Below are 17,305 nucleotides of genomic sequence, written 5' to 3'. Positions count from 1 at the left end.
TCTTTGCTCGGCGGTGGTGCAAATGCTTCTAAGCCGGGGCTTTCGCCAACGCTGATCTGCGGAGCAGGAACGGTGCATAAAGGGAAAAGTCGTACGGCGCAAGCCTTGTCCAGGCCGTGAACAGGCACCAGACGGCAGGCGTTGCCGCCATCTTCGGGCCCCTCCGCGGGGCTAGGCGCTGTAGCGCAAGCGGGTACCGAACTGCATCGACATGAGGATCTCGGCCGGGGTCAGTTCCACGGGGAAGTAAGCGCCGGAAATCTGCGCATGGGCCACGCTGGCGCCGATCAGGATGGATTTCTGGAAGTCCACGCCACGCAGGTCGGCGGAGCGGAAGTAGGCATCGGTGAAATCGATCCCCTCGGCATTCAGTTCGCGCAGGTCCAGGCCGCGGAAGTCGCCGCCGCGCATGTCGATCGGACCATCCTTGGGGCGTGCCTTGTTGAAGCCGGCAATGTCATCCTTGTGCAGCAGGGCAAACAAAGGTGAGTCGAGCAGCTTGGGATGGCTCATGAGACGTCTCCTGTTGGAATTATGACGCCAGTATAATGCCACTATGTTTCAGCCGTGAAGCACTTGCGGCCCCACGGCTGAAATAGTTTTTACAGACCCGGCAGACGCTGGCGAATCTGCTCGACCAGGGCGTCGAGGCTCCCGCTTTCGTGGGTTTCGACGCGTTTGGTGCGCAGCACTTCATCGGCGCTCAGGGCTTCGCGGCTCGCTTGCTGGGCGGCGATCACTTCCAGTGTAGCGTCGGACGGATCGATGGCATCCGCCTGGCGCCGGGCCAGCCAGCTTTCGATCACGGCCTGCGGGGCGCTGCAATCGAGGATCAGGCACGGCACGCCAGTGGCTTCGGCCACCTTGGCGGCGGCGTCGCGTTGTTCGCGCTTGAGGTAGGTGGCGTCGATCACCACCGGGAAGCCGGCGCGCAGGACGGTGTCGGCGATTTCATGCAGGCGCTGGTAGGTGTTCACGCTGGCATCGTGGCTGTAGATGCCGTCGCCGACGTTGTTCTCGACCGATTGTTCGCCGAACAGGCGTTTGCGTTCGACATCCGAGCGCAGGCGCACGGCGCCCAGGGCTTCCACCAGGCGCAGGGCGACGTGGCTCTTGCCGACGGCGGACACGCCGCTGGTGACGGCCAGGAAGCGCGAAGGAATGGTGCTGTAGCTTTCCGCCAGATTGGCGTAGTTGCGGTACTGGCGCATGCTGCTGGCGCGTTGCACCGCATCGTCGGCCGGCATGCTGAACAGCGCGATCTTGGCGCGTACCAGGGCGCGATAGGCTTTATAGAAGTTCAGCAGGGCCAGGCCCTGGTAGTCGCCGGTCAGTTCCAGGTACTGGCTGATAAAGCGCCGGGCCAGGCTCTTGAGGCCGCGGTCTTCGAGGTCCATCGCGAGGAAGCCGGTGTCGGCGTAGACGTCGGTGAAGCGGAAGGGCTCGTTGAATTCGATGCAGTCGAAGATCACGACCTTGCCGTCGATGACAGTGGCGTTGCCCAGGTGGATGTCGCCGTGGCATTCACGAATGAAACCCTCGGCCTTGCGCTGGGCCAGCAGCGGCTTGAGGCGTTCGAAGCTGGTTTCAGCCCAGGCTTGCAGGGCGTCGAGTTGCAGCAGATCGGCTTTTTCGCTGAGGAAAGGGCGGATCTGATCGAAGTTCTGCCGGACCGGGTCCATGACCGCTTCCGGAGTGCCCTGGTAGTGGTCTTTCGGCACTTCGGGGGCGCTCTGGTGGAACGCGGCGATCTGTTGGGCCATTTCATCGACGTGGGTGGCGGTCAGTTCGCCGTTGGCCTGCAGGGTGCTCAGCAACTGGCTCTGCGGGAACTGGCGCATTTTCAGCACGTATTCGATGGCCGGGCCGCTGCCGCCCAGGACGGGGGCCTCGATGCTGCCGGTGATCGGCAGGACTTCCAGGTACAGGTCGGCGGTCAGGCGCTGGTTCAGGCGCAGCTCTTCCGCGCAGAAGTGTGCGCGAGCGCTCAGTTCGGTGAAGTCGAGGAAACCGAAGTTGACCGGCTTCTTGATCTTGTAGGCATAGGGACCGGTGAGCAGGACCCAGGAAATATGGGTTTCGATAACCTGGAAAGCTTCCACCGGATGCGGGTAGAGGGCCGGGTTTTGCAGGGCGGTAATCAGGGACTGGCTCACTGGCGATCCTTCAAGAGGGCGGTAAATTCAAGGCGGTCATTATGGCCGCTGCGGGCGTCAGTGCAAACCGCCGGACGTACATGTTGATCATGAATAAAGTGCGTATAATCCGCCGCCATGACTCGTACCCGATCCCCTCGTTCCCGCGCCAAATCCAAACCTCCCGCTGGCCGCTTGCGCCCCTGGCTTGGCTGGGCGATCAAGCTCAGCCTGGTTGGCCTCGTCGTGCTGGCCGGTTTTGCCGTCTACCTCGATGCCATCGTGCAGGAGAAATTCTCCGGCAAGCGCTGGACCATCCCGGCCAAGGTCTATGCCCGGCCGCTGGAGCTGTTCGCCGGCCAGAAACTGAGCAAGGAAGATTTCCTCACCGAACTCGATGCCCTCGGTTATCGTCGCGAACCCGTGGCCAATGGCCCGGGGGCGGCGGCGGTCAACGGCAATACCGTGGACCTGAACACCCGTGGTTTCCAGTTCTATGAAGGCATGGAGTCGGCCCAGCCGGTGCGGGTGCGCTTCTCCGGCGACTATGTGGCCGAGCTGTCCTCGCTCAACGGCGCGAAGCTCTCGGTGGTGCGCCTTGAGCCGCTGCTGATCGGCGGCCTGTACCCGAAGAACCTCGAAGACCGCATCCTGATCAAGATCGACCAGGTGCCACCGTACCTGCTCGATACCCTGGTCACGGTCGAGGACCGGGATTTCTATCATCACTTCGGCGTCTCGCCCAAGTCGATTGCCCGGGCGATCTGGGTCAATACCTCGGCCGGACAGATGCGCCAGGGCGGCAGTACCCTGACCCAGCAGTTGGTGAAGAACTTCTTCCTGACCAACGAACGCAGCCTGAGCCGCAAGCTCACCGAGGCCATGATGGCCATGCTGCTGGAGCTGCATTACAGCAAGAAAGAGATTCTCGAAGCCTACCTCAACGAGGTCTTTATCGGCCAGGACGGCCAGCGCGCGGTGCACGGTTTCGGCCTGGCCAGCCAGTTCTTCTTCAGCCAGCCCCTGGCGGAGCTGAAGTTGCATCAGGTGGCGTTGCTGGTGGGCATGGTCAAGGGCCCGTCCTACTACAACCCGCGACGCTACCCGGATCGCGCGCTGGAACGACGCAACCTGGTGCTCGACCTGCTGGAGCAGCAGGGCGTGGCGACCGCCGAGCAAGTGGCCGCGGCGAAGAAAATGCCGTTGGGCGTGACCGCCCGCGGCAGCCTGGCGGACAGCTCGTTCCCCGACTTCCTCGACCTGGTCAAGCGGCAACTGCGCCAAGACTATCGCGACGAAGACTTGACCGAGGAAGGCTTGCGTATCTTCACCAGCTTCGACCCGATCCTGCAGATGAAGGCAGAGGCCTCGGTCCGCGATACCTTCAAGCGTCTGGATGGTCGCAAGGGGGGGGAGGATGTCGAGGCTGCCATGGTGGTGACCAACCCGGAAACCGGTGAGATCCAGGCCATGATCGGCAGTCGCCAGTCCAGCTTTGCCGGGTTCAACCGGGCGCTGGACGCGGTACGCCCGGTGGGCTCGTTGATCAAGCCGGCGGTGTACCTGACTGCGCTGGAGAAACCCAGCCAGTACACGCTGACCAGTTGGCTGTCGGACGAAGCCTTCTCGGTGAAAGGCGCCGACGGACAGGTCTGGACACCGAAGAACTTTGAGCGTCGTTCCCATGGCACGATTTTCCTTTATCAGGCCCTGGCGCATTCCTACAACCTGGCGACTGCTCGACTGGGCCTGGAGGTCGGCGTGCCGAATGTCCTCAAGACCCTCGGACGCCTTGGCGTTACCCGTGAATTCCCGGCCTTTCCGTCGATGTTGCTGGGCGCCGCGAGCATGACGCCGATGGATATCGCGACCATGTACCAGACCCTGGCCAACGGCGGCTTCAATACGCCGATGCGCGGGATCCGCAGCGTGCTGACAGCCGAAGGCCAGCCGCTCAAGCGTTATCCGTTCCAGATCCAGCAGCGTTTCGATGCGGGTTCGATCTACCTGATCCAGGCGGCGATGCAGCGGGTGATGCGCGAGGGTACGGGGAGTGGGGTCTACAACGTCCTGCCCAAGACCCTGACCCTGGCCGGCAAGACCGGTACCAGTAACGACTCGCGTGACAGCTGGTTCGCCGGTTTCGGCCAGGACCTGTTGGCGGTGGTCTGGCTCGGTCGCGATGACAACGGCAAGACACCGTTTACCGGTGCCAGCGGCGCCTTGCAGGTCTGGACCAGTTTCATGCGCAAGGCCGATCCGCTGCCATTGGATATGCCGCAGCCGGATAATGTGGTCCAGGCCTGGGTCGATCCGCATACCGGGCAAGGCTCCGATGCCAATTGCCCGGGCGCGGTGCAGATGCCGTATATTCGCGGCAGTGAACCGGTACCCGGTGCGTCGTGTGGTGGCGTGGCCCCTGCGCCGGCCACCGAAGTGATGGATTGGGTCAAGGGCTGGTTGAATTGAGCGAAGAGGGTTTGACGTGAACAAGTGGTGGATTCCAGCTTTTGCCGCACTGACCGTGCTGGGTGGTTGTTCCAGCGTGCCACGGGGTTCGATCCCGGTGGTTGATTCGGGGACCGCGGTCTCCAACAACGAGCGTATTTCGTCCACCGGCGGTTTCCGCAAAACCATCGTCAAGGGGTCGGCGCCGAGCCAGACCCAGGCGGTGCCGCAGGATTCCGGCGTAGTGGTGATGATTCCCGGTGGTGGCGCGGCCGTGTCGACGCCGATCAGTAGCGAACCGTTCACGCCAGGGCCGATTACCCCAGGACCTTCGAACAACGCGCCGATCCAGGCCGTGCCGGGTGACTCGGGTGCCTATAACCAGGGCGCCTACACCCCGCCGGTGAATCAGGGCAGCTACAACATGCCGAGCCCGGTGGCGCCGAGCGGTATTCCGTCGAACAACAACAGCGGTGGCCTGTCCGCTGACGAGCAACTGGACGGTCCGGTGCTGGCGTTGTTGACCACTGCCCAGCAGCAGCAATCCAGCGGCGACCTCAATGGTGCTTCGTCCAGTCTCGAGCGCGCCCAGCGTGTGGCGCCGCGTGAGCCGCAAGTGCTTTATCGCCTGGCCCAGGTGCGCATGGCCCAGGGCGATGCGCCGCAAGCCGAGCAACTGGCCCGTCGTGGCCTGAGCTTCGCCAACGGTCGTCCTGATCTGCAGGCCAACCTCTGGGGCATCATCGCCCAGGCGCGAAGCAAGCAGGGCGATGCTGCGGGTGCCGCCCAGGCACAGCAGAAGGCCAAGGCCGGTTACTGATGGATGCACGTTTTCCGTTGATTGCCGAGCAACTCCTGCTGATCGAGCGGGAGCTGCGGGCCCAGGGCTGCTGGGATGAAGAGTCGCCCAGCGTCGAGGCCCTGGCCAGTGTCGAGCCTTTCAGTGTCGATACGCTGGAGTTCGAGCAGTGGCTGCAATGGATCTTCCTGCCGAGGATGAAGCTGATTCTCGAGGCGGATCTGCCGCTGCCCAATGCTTCGGGGATTCTGGCCATGGCTGAAATGGTCTATGCCCAGCGACCAGGGCAGGGGCGTGGTTTGCAGCGGTTGCTGGCGCAGTTCGACCAGCTGATTGCCGAGACCCGCTGACTACGAGCAGTTTTCCTCGATGGTCTTGCGCGTCTCCACCAGGCGCGCCTGGCGTTCTTCCTCGGTCAGGCGACGCAGTTCGCCATTGACCTCTTCACGCACCCGCGCATTGTTCTCCAGCTGGGCCAGGTTGGTCCGCGCTTTCTCGCAATAGGCTTTGCGCACCACTTCCTGATCGGCAATCTGCTTCTTGACCTTGGCGTCGATGGCTTTCTGGTCGCCCAGGGGCGTACTCGCCGGTACGGCGGGGCTGGGTGGCGGCGCGGGGACATTGCCGATTGCCGGAGTCACCACGGTGGCCGTTTGCCCGGTCGGCGGCTGCGCATCGAAGTGCGTCTGGCCCTGGGCATCGACCCATTTGTAGATCTGTCCGGCCTGGCACAGCGGGCTCAAGGCGAGCAGCAGGCTTGCCATCAGAATGCTTCTACGCATCAGGTTTCCTTGTCAGACAATGCGATAAGCAACGTAGCACATTCCCTCATGAAAGGTTTTCTTCTGCGTTGTCATGCGCTTAGTTCGAAGAAAGCTCACAAGATGACTTGACTTGGACCGGACGAATCAGAACAATCCAAAGTCCGCTGTAGAGGGACTGCCAGAAGCAGGCCCACTCGGCAGATCATGAGGCGCACATCCGCGCCGACCTGTTACACCCGCAACGCGTTACCTCGCGCTGGGTGGGAAACCCCCGCAACATTTGGGGCACTCCCAATACTTGCTCAGTCAGTGCTGACGTAGTCGGCGACCACCGTCGCTCATGCTCTGCTGAGAAGTAAACCTATTAAGACCCGTCCTCCAGTGTGCGTGGACGGTATTCTGGCGTTTTAGAGGTGAACAACGTGGAGCTTTTATCTGGCGGTGAGATGCTCGTCCGCTTTTTGCGTGACGAAGGCGTCAAGTACATCTACGGGTACCCGGGTGGTGCTCTCCTTCATGTCTACGATGCCCTGTTCAAGGAGCCGGATGTAACCCACATCCTGGTTCGTCACGAGCAGGCCGCGACCCATATGGCTGACGGCTACGCTCGAGCCACCGGTAAAGCCGGCGTGGTCCTGGTGACTTCCGGTCCTGGCGCAACCAATGCCATCACCGGTATCGCCACGGCGTACATGGACTCCATTCCGATGGTTATCATCTCCGGTCAGGTGCCAAGCACCCTGGTCGGTACCGATGCGTTCCAGGAAACCGACATGATCGGTATCTCCCGGCCGATCGTGAAGCACAGCTTCATGATCAAGCACGCTTCGGAAATCCCGGAAGTCATGAAGAAGGCGTTCTACCTGGCGCAATCCGGTCGTCCTGGCCCTGTCGTTGTCGATATCCCGAAAGACATGACCAACCCGGCCGAGAAGTTCGAATACATCTTCCCGAAAAAAGCCAAGCTGCGTTCCTACAGCCCGGCGGTACGTGGCCACTCCGGCCAGATCCGCAAGGCAGCAGAGATGCTCCTGGCAGCCAAGCGTCCGGTGCTCTATGCGGGCGGCGGCGTGATCCTCGGGGGTGGCTCCGCGCCGCTGACCGAGCTGGCGAAAATGCTCAACCTGCCCGTCACCAACACCCTGATGGGCCTGGGTGCCTACCCTGGCACCGACCGGCAGTTCGTCGGCATGCTCGGCATGCACGGCAGCTACACCGCCAACCTGACCATGCACCACGCCGATGTGATCCTGGCCGTGGGCGCGCGCTTCGATGACCGGGTGATCAACGGCCCGTCGAAGTTCTGCCCGAACGCCAAGATCATCCATATCGACATCGACCCGGCATCGATCTCCAAGACCATCAAGGCAGACGTGCCTATCGTTGGTCCCGTGGAGAGCGTGCTGACCGAGATGGTTGCGACCCTCAAGGAAATCGGCGAGACCCCGAACAAGGAGTCTGTTGCCAGCTGGTGGAAGCAGATCGACGAATGGCGCGGCGATCGCGGCCTGTTCCCTTATGACAAGGGCGACGGCAGCATCATCAAGCCACAGACCGTGATCGAGACCCTCTGCGAAGTGACCAAGGGCGATGCCTTTGTGACCTCCGACGTGGGCCAGCACCAGATGTTCGCGGCGCAGTACTACAAGTTCAACAAGCCCAATCGCTGGATCAACTCCGGTGGCCTGGGCACCATGGGCTTCGGTTTCCCTGCGGCCATGGGTGTGAAACTGAGCTTCCCGGACGCCGACGTCGCTTGCGTCACCGGCGAGGGCAGCATCCAGATGAACATCCAGGAGTTGTCGACCTGCCTGCAGTACGGCCTGCCGGTGAAGATCGTCAGCCTGAACAACGGTGTGCTCGGCATGGTTCGCCAATGGCAGGACATGAGCTACGGCAGCCGTCACTCGCACTCGTACATGGAATCGCTGCCTGACTTCGTCAAGCTGGTCGAAGCCTACGGTCACGTCGGTATCCGTATCACGGATCTGAAAGACTTGAAGCCGAAGATGGAAGAAGCGTTCGCCATGAAGGATCGCCTGGTGTTCCTCGATATCCAGGTCGACACCAGCGAGCACGTCTACCCGATGCAGATCAAAGACGGCTCCATGCGCGATATGTGGCTGAGCAAGACGGAGCGTACCTAATATGCGGCACATCATTTCCCTGCTTCTGGAAAACGAACCTGGCGCTCTGTCCCGTGTGGTTGGCCTGTTTTCGCAACGCAACTACAACATCGAAAGCCTGACCGTGGCTCCGACCGAAGACCCGACCCTGTCGCGTCTGACGTTGACCACCGTGGGGCATGACGAAGTCATCGAACAGATCACCAAGAACCTGAACAAGCTGATCGAAGTGGTCAAGCTGGTGGACCTGTCGGAAAGCGCTCACATCGAGCGTGAACTGATGCTGGTCAAGGTCAAGGCCACTGGCGCCCAGCGCGCCGAGATCAAACGCACCACCGATATTTACCGGGGTCAGATCGTTGATGTCAGCGCCAGCGTGTATACCGTTCAACTGACCGGTACCAGCGACAAGCTCGACAGCTTCATTCAGTCCATCGGCACCGCCTCGATCCTGGAGACCGTCCGTAGTGGCGTCACCGGTATTGCGCGCGGCGACAAAGTACTCAGCATCTAAACCAACTTGCAAACGGCCTGAACGGCCTGGATATAAAGGGGAATTTCATGAAGGTTTACTACGATAAAGATTGCGACCTGTCGATCATCCAGGGCAAGAAAGTCGCCATCATCGGCTACGGCTCCCAGGGTCACGCACAAGCTTGCAACCTGAAAGATTCCGGCGTTGACGTGACTGTCGGCCTGCGCAAAGGCTCGGCCACTGTTGCCAAGGCTGAAGCCCATGGCCTGAAAGTGACCGACGTGGCCAGCGCTGTTGCCGCTGCCGACCTGGTCATGATCCTGACCCCGGACGAGTTCCAGTCCGCGCTGTACAAGAACGAAATCGAGCCGAACATCAAGAAAGGCGCCACCCTGGCCTTCTCCCACGGCTTCGCGATCCACTACAACCAGGTTGTGCCACGCGCCGACCTTGACGTGATCATGATCGCGCCGAAGGCTCCAGGCCACACCGTGCGTTCCGAGTTCGTCAAGGGCGGCGGTATCCCTGACCTGATCGCGATCTACCAGGACGCCTCGGGCAACGCCAAGAACGTTGCACTGTCCTACGCCGCCGGCGTTGGCGGTGGTCGTACCGGCATCATCGAAACCACCTTCAAGGACGAGACCGAAACCGACCTGTTCGGCGAACAAGCCGTTCTGTGCGGCGGTACCGTCGAGCTGGTCAAAGCCGGTTTCGAAACCCTGGTTGAAGCGGGCTACGCGCCGGAAATGGCCTACTTCGAATGCCTGCACGAACTGAAGCTGATCGTTGACCTCATGTACGAAGGCGGTATCGCCAACATGAACTACTCGATCTCCAACAACGCCGAATACGGCGAGTACGTGACCGGCCCTGAAGTCATCAACGCCGAATCCCGCCAGGCCATGCGCAACGCTTTGAAGCGCATCCAGGACGGCGAATACGCGAAGATGTTCATCAGCGAAGGTGCTACCGGCTACCCATCGATGACCGCCAAGCGTCGCAACAACGCCGCTCACGGTATCGAGATCATCGGCGAGCAACTGCGCTCGATGATGCCGTGGATCGGTGCGAACAAGATCGTCGACAAAGCCAAGAACTGAGTCGACGCTCAACCGGCTGCCTGGCCCTTCGGGGCTGAGCACCGGTACACGCTGTACCCAGACGCCCCGACTTGTCGGGGCGTTTTGTTTTGTCACATAAAGCTTTTGTGTCAGATGTTGAACATTCCAGGCAAAGGACGTAATTTACTTACATGTAAGATTTTTCGGAGGACAGATGCCCCGTAAAAAAGCAGCGGATGACAAGCCCCTCACGGGCGAGAAATCGTCATCACCGGCCAAGCCCAAGACGACCGCCGACTACGTTCGCGATATGCGCACGCGTCTGCGCGACGCCGGGCTGGTGAAGCGGGAATTCTGGATTCTTCCCGAGAATGCGACGGCCCTGCGGGGTATCGAAAAGGCGTTACGCCAGCCCTTCCTGGGTGAACGGATCAAACTGGAGGCTTTCATGACTGAGAACATCAACTGGACGATCAACTCGCTGCACAAGGCGCTGTCGGAGCTGGAGGTCGTGTCCAGTGGCGAGATTGTCCTGACCCTCGCCGAGAACGCCGAGCAGAGCATCAAGCTGAACATGACCGAATTCGGCGACCTGCCGCTCTACCTGGCGGTGTCCGGTGACCAGATCCTGGTGGACGCGACCCTGGTTGAAGTGAGCCGGGTCAAGGATCCAGCAGTCTTCAACAGCCTGGTGCTGCGCAGCCGCGACCTGTTCCCGCTGTCCTCCGTGGGCATCGAGCGGGTCGGCGACGGCACCGAGGTCTACTGCATGTTCGGCGCGCTGAGCGCGGCTTCCACGATCACCGTGATCGTCCAGGAAATCTACACCCTGGCCGAAAACGTGATCCGTGCGGTGGAAGCGTTCGAAGACCACATCCACGTTTAATGAAGTCCCCAAGGAGTTTTCGATGAGTATCTGGAAGAAAGTCATTACCGCCATTCGTGGTGGCGTTTCCGAGGTGGGTGAGACCATCGTCGATGCCAACGCCATTCGTATCCTCGAGCAGGAACAGCGCGACGCCGAAAATGCAGTAGCCAAGGCCAAGAACGGCCTGGTGGACATCAAGGCCCGCTACAAGCTGTCGCAACAGCGCCTCGACGGCCTGAACAACGACATCGCCAACTGGGAAGGCAAGGCCATGGCCGCGCTGGACAAGGGCGTGGAAAGCCTGGCCGGCGAGTGCGCCAACAAGGTGGCCGAGATCGAGGCCCTGCGCGACCAGGAGAAACTCCTGGCCGATCAGTTCGGTGCCCAGGTCGAGATGCTGCATGCCCAGGTGATCAAGGCGGAAAACCAGATCAAGGGTTTGAAGCAGCAGGTTGAAATGGCCAAGGCCCGCGAGACGGTCCAGCAGGCCCGTGTCGCTACCGCAGCCGCCACCGGCGGGGCGAATGGCAAGCTGGAAACGGCGGTCGGTTCGCTGGCACGTATCAAGCAACGCCAGGATGAGCGCGACGCCAAGCTGGATGCGGCGCAGGAATTGGCCGATGAGTCCAATGGTGGCGATCTGGAACGCCGTCTGCAGGACGCCGGTATCGGCGCCAGGTCGGGCAGCGGCAGCGACGTGCTGGCGCGTCTGAAGGCCCGGCAGAATCCTGGCTCGGGCCAGTAAGCGCAAGTCCTGGGGCAAACGCGTGAGCGCTTTGCCCTTTTTGCCGTCTGAAAAACGGGTCGGGTAGTACGTTGTCGCGACAGGAAGGAGAGACACGATGAGTTGGATCAAGCGCGTCATGGGGTTCGAGGCGCCGAAGCCTGCCGCGGGTGCGACCTCGGTAGCGCCGGGCAGTCCCCTGGGGCTGGCCTCGGGGCGGATGCTCTGCCTGGATCGCTCCTTGAAACTGTTGCTCGAGGGGCAGTCCCACGTGGTGCTGCCCGATGACGAAAAAGTCTGGGCGGTGGGCGACATCGACCTCGGGCAGTCAATGCGTTTGCAGCGGTTTTACCTCGATAACGAGGATTACTTCCTGCAAGTGGTCATGAACGGCCCCGCGGCGGAGGACATTCAGGACCTCATCCTGTTCGGCTACCACGATGTCACCACGATCAACAGCAAGGAGCAGTTGCTGCAACTGACCGGCCCGAATGCGAAGATCGGCATGCCGCTCTATGAACTCGAAGGCGAGGAATATGGCCGGCAATGGGGTGGCGAAGACGGGCAGACCGAACTCACGCCGATGCAGGAGTTCGTCAAGAGTCCGGACGCGGCCTACTCGATCAAGCACCTGAGCATGCTCTATTCCCGCGAGATCGGCCTGCTCAACCGTCGGGAGTTCCTGCTCTTCTCGGTCGAGGAAGACGAGGAAGGGGTGATCACCCTGTCCACCGCTGTGGGCGTGACGCTGCAAATCACCGATATCGAAGTTCTCTGACAAGGAAATCATCATGCTCGAAGCGCTGCGCCTGTCGCTCAACGCCACCGCGGTATACGGCTTCATCATCTATATGGCGGTGGCCGCTGTTCTGTTCGTGTTGTTCCAGTTCATCTACACCCTGATCACGCCCCACAAGGAGTTCGCCCTGATCCGCGAGGGCAACACCGCGGCGGCGGTGGCCCTGGGGGGGTCGTTGGTGGGTTTTGCCCTGCCGGCGAGCAATATCATCGCCAACAGCATCAGCGTCGTCGACGTCGTCGTCTGGGTGTTGATCGCGGCCGTGGTGCAATTGCTGGCGTTTATCGTGACCAGCCTGGTGCTAAAGGGGCTGTCCGGGCGTATCGTGCGCGGCGAGATGGCGGCGGCGATCTATTCGGCGTCCGTGGCTATCAGTGTGGGGCTGCTGAATTCGGCCTGCATGACACCGTCGACCTGAGCCCAGGGCAAGGATAAGGATCATTCGATGAGAACCCGTAGCTCCGTAAAACTGTTGCTGGCCGGTACCTTTCCGTTGGCGCTTTCCGCCTGCGGTGCGTCCCAGGACACCGTTGCCTTCAACACCAAGAGCAACTTCAAGTCGGTCGAGGAATGTGTCGCGGCGAAAGTCCCGGTGGAGGTCTGTTCCGACGCCTTCATGCAGGCGCTGGCCGATCACCGGCGTATCGCGCCGACCTATGACGACCAGGCTTCCTGCGACAGCGACTTCGTTCCCGGCTATTGCCAGATCACCCCGGACGGCAAGTACATGCCGAAGATGGGTGGCTTTGAACTGGCGATGTCCGGCGATGTGCCGCGCAAGGACCTCGAACAGGCCCAGCAACAAGCGGCCGTGCAGTCGGGCGGCGGCGGCAACAGTGGTCTGCTGACCGGATTGTTGCTCGGCAATCTGCTCAGCAACAGCGGTGGCGGCGGGCGTTACTATTCCCAGCCGATCTACGACAGCCGCGACAATCGCGGTACCTATACCAGCTCGACACTGTCGCGGCAGATCGAGCAGGGCAAGTCGTTCAGTCGCTCGACCCAGGCCCGCAGCAGTTCCAGCAACAGCTACACCCAGGCGACTCTCGGCAAGAGCCTGGGCAGCGGTTCCGGCTCTGTGTCCTCGACGGTCTCGCGTGGCGGCTTCGGCAGCCAGGCGACCGCGCGCAGTGGTTGGGGCGGCAAGAGCAGCAGTTTCTTCAGTTCCGGCGGTTGAGGAGACGGCCAGGGTGAAAAAGATCGGTATCGAAGAACGCCCGCACTGGCGCCAGAGTGTCGAGCGCGAAGGGTTCGGCTTCCACACCATCGGCGGCGAACGCTATTGGGATGAGCGCGGTTACTACCTGTTCACCGAGGAGCAGATCTCCCGTGACCTGGAAGCGCCGACCAAGGCGCTGCATGACCTGTGCCTGGAGGTGGTCGAGCGCGTTGTCGACAGCGAAGAGTTGCTGGCCAGCCTGGCCATACCACCGGCGTTTTTCGATCTGGTCCGCGACTCCTGGAAGCAGGGACATCCGCATTTGTACGGCCGCTTCGACCTGGCGTATGACGGCAGCGGTCCGGCCAAGTGCCTGGAAGCCAATTACGACACCCCCACCAGTCTGCTCGAAGCCGGTTCCGTGCAGTTGCTCTGGCTTGAGGAGCAGATCGCCCGGGGTGTGCTGCCGGCCCATGCGAACCAGTTCAACACCATTGCCGAAGATCTGGTCAGGGCCTTCGCGGCTTTTCCAGCCGGAGGGGCGTTCTACTTCTCGGCCATCTCGGGTTCAGAGGAAGATCGCGGGACCACCGACTTCCTGCGCAAGATGGCCGCGCATGCGGGGATCGAGGCGCGGCATATCGACATCGAAGACATCGGTCTCACCGCCCAGGGGCGCTTTGTCGATCTGGACGGACGCTGGATCGAGCGGCTGTTCAAGCTGCATGCCTGGGAGCATATCTTCCATGAGGTGTTCGGCCAGGCGGTGCCCGGATGTGACACGCAATTTATCGAACCGGCCTGGAAAGCCATTGTCAGTAACAAAGGCATTTTGCCGCTGCTGTGGAAGTTTCATGAAGGGCATCCCAACCTCTTGCCCGCTTATGTCGACCAGAACCCGCAGCGGCCCGTGCCCAAGGGCTGGGTGCGCAAACCGTTCTTTTCCCGTGAGGGCGCGAACATCGAGATCCGTACCGGTGACGACCAGGTGGTGGCCGAGGATGGGCCTTACACCGATGCGCCCTTTATCCTGCAGGCTTTTTCCCCGTTGCCGAAGTTCGGCGACAGCTACACCGTGATCGGTTCATGGGTGGTGGGGGATGTGGCGGCCGGGATCGGTATCCGTGAAGACGACAGCCTGATTACCAAGGACAGCAGTCGATTCCTGCCCCACGTTGTCCTGGGTTGATCGAGCGGTCTGGCCCGGGTTTTTCCGCAGGCCGGGGCGCTTCTGGTATAAAGCGGGATCGTTTTGCGCTCCCATCGTGGTCGCCGAGTGCTGTTGAAACCATTCATTTAGCTGCAAGGTAATGTCATGACTGAACGTCCCGAAGAGCCTGGTCAGGGCTCCGAAGCCGAAAGCCTGCTGCCCATCGACGAACATGTCGAAGAAGGGCATGACGCCGACGGCCAGAAAGTCCGCCATCGCGGTATCTATCTGTTGCCGAACCTGTTCACCACCGCAAACCTGTTCGCCGGTTTCTACGCCATCATCAGTGCGATGAGTGCACAGAGCGCCGCGAGTGCCGGGGATCCGGCGGGGGCGAGCAAGTATTTCGCGTTTTCCGCCATCGCGATCTTTGTCGCCATGGTGCTCGATGGCCTCGACGGTCGCGTGGCGCGCATGACCAATACCCAGAGTGCCTTTGGCGCCGAGTATGACTCGCTGTCCGATATGGTCGCCTTCGGCGTCGCCCCGGCACTGCTGGCATTCGGTTGGGCACTGGGGGATATGGGCAAGGTCGGCTGGATGGTTGCCTTCATCTATGTGGCCGGCGCGGCATTGCGCCTGGCGCGCTTCAATACCCAGGTCGGCACCGCCGACAAGCGCTACTTCATCGGCCTGGCCAGTCCGGCGGCGGCGGGCGTGGTAGCGGGTACGGTGTGGGCGTTCAGCGACTACGGGATCCAGGGTTCGAAGATGTCGTTCCTGGTGGCCTTGCTGGTGGCGGCGGCCGGGATGCTGATGGTCAGCAACATCAAGTACAACAGCTTCAAGGAGCTGGACCTCAAGGGGCGGGTGCCGTTCGTGGCGATTCTCGCCGTGGTGCTGGTGTTCGCCGTGGTATTCAGCGATCCACCGCGCATCCTGCTGCTGATTTTCCTCGCCTATGCGGCCTCGGGTCCTATCCAGTACCTGTTGCATCTTCGTCGGCACAAAGCCGGCGAGTGATGTAATTTCCCGCAGACTCCGTAGTCTATTGGTGCATCAGTCCTCCAATGCTACGGAGTTGCCATGCTTATCAAGCTTCCCAAGCGATCCGATTGCCAAGAATCGGACGTCACGCCCGAATCCCTCTATCTTTCCCGTCGTGCATTACTCGGTGCCTCTGTTGCCGGGCTGGCGATCGGCAGTCTGCCGCGGTGGGCCAGTGCCGCCGAGGCGGCGCGTTATGCCGATGTGGACGCGGGGAATGCGCCGTCCTGGTTTGCCGGGAAGCTGCCCGAGACCCAATGGGGCGCGGTGACGGTCAAGGGGGAGGCGATTACCCCCTACAAGGATGCGACCCACTACAACAACTTCTATGAGTTCGGTACCGACAAGGGTGATCCGGCGCAGAACGCCGGCAGCCTGAAGACCGAGCCCTGGTCAGTGGTGGTGGACGGTGAAGTCGGCAAGCCGGGGCGTTATGCCCTGGAAGACTTCATGAAGCCTTACCAGTTGGAGGAGCGTATCTATCGCCTGCGTTGTGTCGAGGCCTGGTCCATGGTGATTCCCTGGATCGGCTTTCCCATCTCGGCGTTGCTCAAGCAGGTCGAGCCGACTTCGAAGGCCAAGTACATTCGCTTCGAAACCCTGCAGGACCCCAAGAGCATGCCGGGCCAGCGCTCTGGTTTCGCCCTGATCGACTGGCCGTATGTAGAAGGCTTGCGGCTCGACGAGGCGATGAACCCCTTGGCGATTCTGGCAGTGGGCATGTACGGGCGGGAACTGCCGAATCAGAACGGTGCGCCGTTGCGCCTGGTGGTGCCGTGGAAGTACGGGTTCAAGAGCGTGAAGTCGATTGTGCGTATCAGCCTGGTGGAAGAGCAGCCCAAGACCACCTGGCAAAGCATTGCCTCGGATGAATATGGCTTCTATGCCAATGTGAACCCTACCGTCGACCACCCGCGCTGGACCCAGGCTCGGGAGCGGCGTTTGCCCAGCGGGCTGTTCAGTCCCAATGTGCGTGAGACGCAGATGTTCAATGGCTACTCGGATGAAGTCGCCTCTCTCTATACCGGCCTGGATCTGCGGAAGAACTACTGATGCGATATCCGTTCTGGCGCGTGGGCGTCTTTATTGCGGCGGCGATCTGGCCGTTGCTCTGGTTGTACCAGGCGTGGAGCCTGGCCCTGGGACCGGATCCGGGAAAGGTCCTGGTTGATCGGTTGGGCTTGGGTACGCTGATTCTGTTGTTGGTGACCTTGAGCATGACGCCGTTGCAGAAGCTCAGTGGTTGGCCGGGCTGGGTCGCGGTGCGCCGGCAATTGGGTTTGTGGTGTTTTGCCTATGTAGTGCTGCATCTGGCGGCTTACCTGGTGTTTGTGCTCGGGTTGGACTGGTCGCAATTGGCGGTCGAGTTGCGCAAGCGGCCCTACATCATTGTCGGTGCGCTGGGCTTCCTCTGTTTACTGGCGCTTTCCGTGACGTCGAACCGTTACAGCCAGCGTCGCCTGGGGAAGGGCTGGAAGAAGTTGCACCGCCTGGTCTATGTGATTCTCGGGTTGGGGTTGCTGCATATGTTGTGGATCGTGCGGGCCGATCTGAAGGAGTGGACGGTGTATGCCTCTATAGGCGCACTGCTATTGGCATTGCGTATCCCGGCGGTGGCGCGTCGAATGCCTCGCCTTGTGGCAAGAAAGCCGCTCTCCACAACGACTCGCTCCCTATAGGCGTCGGCACTAGCGCCACAGCCCTCGTTGTTTGCACTGTTTCTGGCCCTTATGACAGAAAAGTGAAA

18 protein-coding genes are annotated in these 17,305 nt (G+C 61.3%); 15 read left to right on the top strand and 3 right to left on the bottom strand.

Annotated elements, in window-relative coordinates:
• Positions 1 to 171: 171 nt before the first annotated feature.
• Together CWE01_RS05705 and CWE01_RS05700 are read right to left on the bottom strand one after the other, a co-directional pair.
• Positions 172 to 513 carry a pentapeptide repeat-containing protein gene (locus CWE01_RS05705; protein ID WP_100939568.1) on the bottom strand — a complete coding sequence of 114 codons (342 nt, stop codon included), beginning with the start codon at positions 511 to 513 and terminating at the stop codon, positions 172 to 174.
• Between the two features lie 89 nt (positions 514 to 602).
• Positions 603 to 2,156, bottom strand: a complete 1,554-nt coding sequence (locus tag CWE01_RS05700) for a bifunctional aminoglycoside phosphotransferase/ATP-binding protein (protein ID WP_100939567.1) — start codon at positions 2,154 to 2,156, stop codon at positions 603 to 605.
• Between the two features lie 117 nt (positions 2,157 to 2,273).
• On the opposite strand from CWE01_RS05700, the gene mrcB reads away from it, so the two are divergent.
• From mrcB to CWE01_RS05685, 3 genes are read left to right on the top strand one after another with little or no spacing between them, the layout of a single operon-like run.
• A complete protein-coding gene (gene mrcB, locus CWE01_RS05695) occupies positions 2,274 to 4,604 on the top strand; it encodes a penicillin-binding protein 1B (protein ID WP_100939566.1) in 2,331 nt (776 codons plus the stop codon).
• 16 nt (positions 4,605 to 4,620) lie between these two features.
• Positions 4,621 to 5,403: a tetratricopeptide repeat protein gene (locus CWE01_RS05690; protein ID WP_100939565.1), complete on the top strand. Its 783-nt coding sequence runs from the start codon at positions 4,621 to 4,623 to the stop codon at positions 5,401 to 5,403.
• Entirely contained in the window at positions 5,403 to 5,732 is a 330-nt protein-coding gene (locus tag CWE01_RS05685; protein WP_100939564.1) for a YqcC family protein, read from the top strand. Before CWE01_RS05690 ends, CWE01_RS05685 begins: the two co-directional genes overlap by 1 nt.
• On the opposite strand, the gene CWE01_RS05680 is transcribed toward CWE01_RS05685, so the two are convergent.
• On the bottom strand, positions 5,733 to 6,164 hold the full coding sequence (locus CWE01_RS05680; RefSeq protein WP_100939563.1) for a DUF4124 domain-containing protein: 432 nt from the start codon (positions 6,162 to 6,164) through the stop codon (positions 5,733 to 5,735).
• A 404-nt stretch (positions 6,165 to 6,568) separates the two neighbouring features.
• Here CWE01_RS05680 and CWE01_RS05675 point away from each other — a divergent pair, with 404 nt between their 5' ends.
• From CWE01_RS05675 to msrQ, 12 genes are all read left to right on the top strand, one after another.
• A complete protein-coding gene (locus tag CWE01_RS05675) occupies positions 6,569 to 8,293 on the top strand; it encodes an acetolactate synthase 3 large subunit (protein ID WP_100939711.1) in 1,725 nt (574 codons plus the stop codon).
• 1 nt (position 8,294) lies between these two features.
• Positions 8,295 to 8,786: an acetolactate synthase small subunit gene (gene ilvN, locus CWE01_RS05670; RefSeq protein WP_003176102.1), complete on the top strand. Its 492-nt coding sequence runs from the start codon at positions 8,295 to 8,297 to the stop codon at positions 8,784 to 8,786.
• Between the two features lie 47 nt (positions 8,787 to 8,833).
• Positions 8,834 to 9,850, top strand: a complete 1,017-nt coding sequence (gene ilvC / locus CWE01_RS05665; RefSeq protein WP_003212125.1) for a ketol-acid reductoisomerase — start codon at positions 8,834 to 8,836, stop codon at positions 9,848 to 9,850.
• A gap of 175 nt (positions 9,851 to 10,025) precedes the next feature.
• Positions 10,026 to 10,697, top strand: a complete 672-nt coding sequence (locus CWE01_RS05660) for a YjfI family protein (protein WP_100939562.1) — start codon at positions 10,026 to 10,028, stop codon at positions 10,695 to 10,697.
• 22 nt (positions 10,698 to 10,719) lie between these two features.
• The gene (locus CWE01_RS05655) at positions 10,720 to 11,424 is read left to right on the top strand and encodes a PspA/IM30 family protein (RefSeq protein ID WP_100939561.1); all 705 of its coding nucleotides are present in this window, start codon (positions 10,720 to 10,722) and stop codon (positions 11,422 to 11,424) included.
• A gap of 97 nt (positions 11,425 to 11,521) precedes the next feature.
• Complete coding sequence (locus CWE01_RS05650) at positions 11,522 to 12,181, top strand: DUF2491 family protein (RefSeq protein WP_100939560.1); 660 nt, start codon at positions 11,522 to 11,524, stop codon at positions 12,179 to 12,181.
• A gap of 13 nt (positions 12,182 to 12,194) precedes the next feature.
• Positions 12,195 to 12,620, top strand: a complete 426-nt coding sequence (locus CWE01_RS05645) for a DUF350 domain-containing protein (protein WP_100939559.1) — start codon at positions 12,195 to 12,197, stop codon at positions 12,618 to 12,620.
• A gap of 27 nt (positions 12,621 to 12,647) precedes the next feature.
• Positions 12,648 to 13,379 carry a DUF1190 domain-containing protein gene (locus CWE01_RS05640; RefSeq protein WP_100939558.1) on the top strand — a complete coding sequence of 244 codons (732 nt, stop codon included), beginning with the start codon at positions 12,648 to 12,650 and terminating at the stop codon, positions 13,377 to 13,379.
• 13 nt (positions 13,380 to 13,392) lie between these two features.
• Positions 13,393 to 14,550 carry a glutathionylspermidine synthase family protein gene (locus CWE01_RS05635; protein WP_100939557.1) on the top strand — a complete coding sequence of 386 codons (1,158 nt, stop codon included), beginning with the start codon at positions 13,393 to 13,395 and terminating at the stop codon, positions 14,548 to 14,550.
• A 126-nt stretch (positions 14,551 to 14,676) separates the two neighbouring features.
• Positions 14,677 to 15,534 (top strand): CDP-diacylglycerol--serine O-phosphatidyltransferase, encoded by an 858-nt coding sequence (pssA, locus tag CWE01_RS05630; RefSeq protein WP_100939556.1) that lies wholly within the window; start codon positions 14,677 to 14,679, stop codon positions 15,532 to 15,534.
• A 63-nt stretch (positions 15,535 to 15,597) separates the two neighbouring features.
• Complete coding sequence (msrP, locus tag CWE01_RS05625; RefSeq protein ID WP_100939555.1) at positions 15,598 to 16,611, top strand: protein-methionine-sulfoxide reductase catalytic subunit MsrP; 1,014 nt, start codon at positions 15,598 to 15,600, stop codon at positions 16,609 to 16,611.
• Entirely contained in the window at positions 16,611 to 17,237 is a 627-nt protein-coding gene (msrQ, locus tag CWE01_RS05620) for a protein-methionine-sulfoxide reductase heme-binding subunit MsrQ (RefSeq protein WP_100939554.1), read from the top strand. The genes msrP and msrQ overlap by 1 nt, the downstream gene beginning before the upstream one ends.
• Positions 17,238 to 17,305: the final 68 nt, after the last annotated feature.

Origin of the sequence: Pseudomonas sp. QS1027, assembly GCF_002814235.1 — a bacterium.
In the GTDB taxonomy this organism is placed as follows: domain Bacteria; phylum Pseudomonadota; class Gammaproteobacteria; order Pseudomonadales; family Pseudomonadaceae; genus Aquipseudomonas.
The sequence above is the reverse complement of the archived record's forward strand: the minus strand, read 5'-3'. Positions and strand labels throughout refer to the sequence as shown.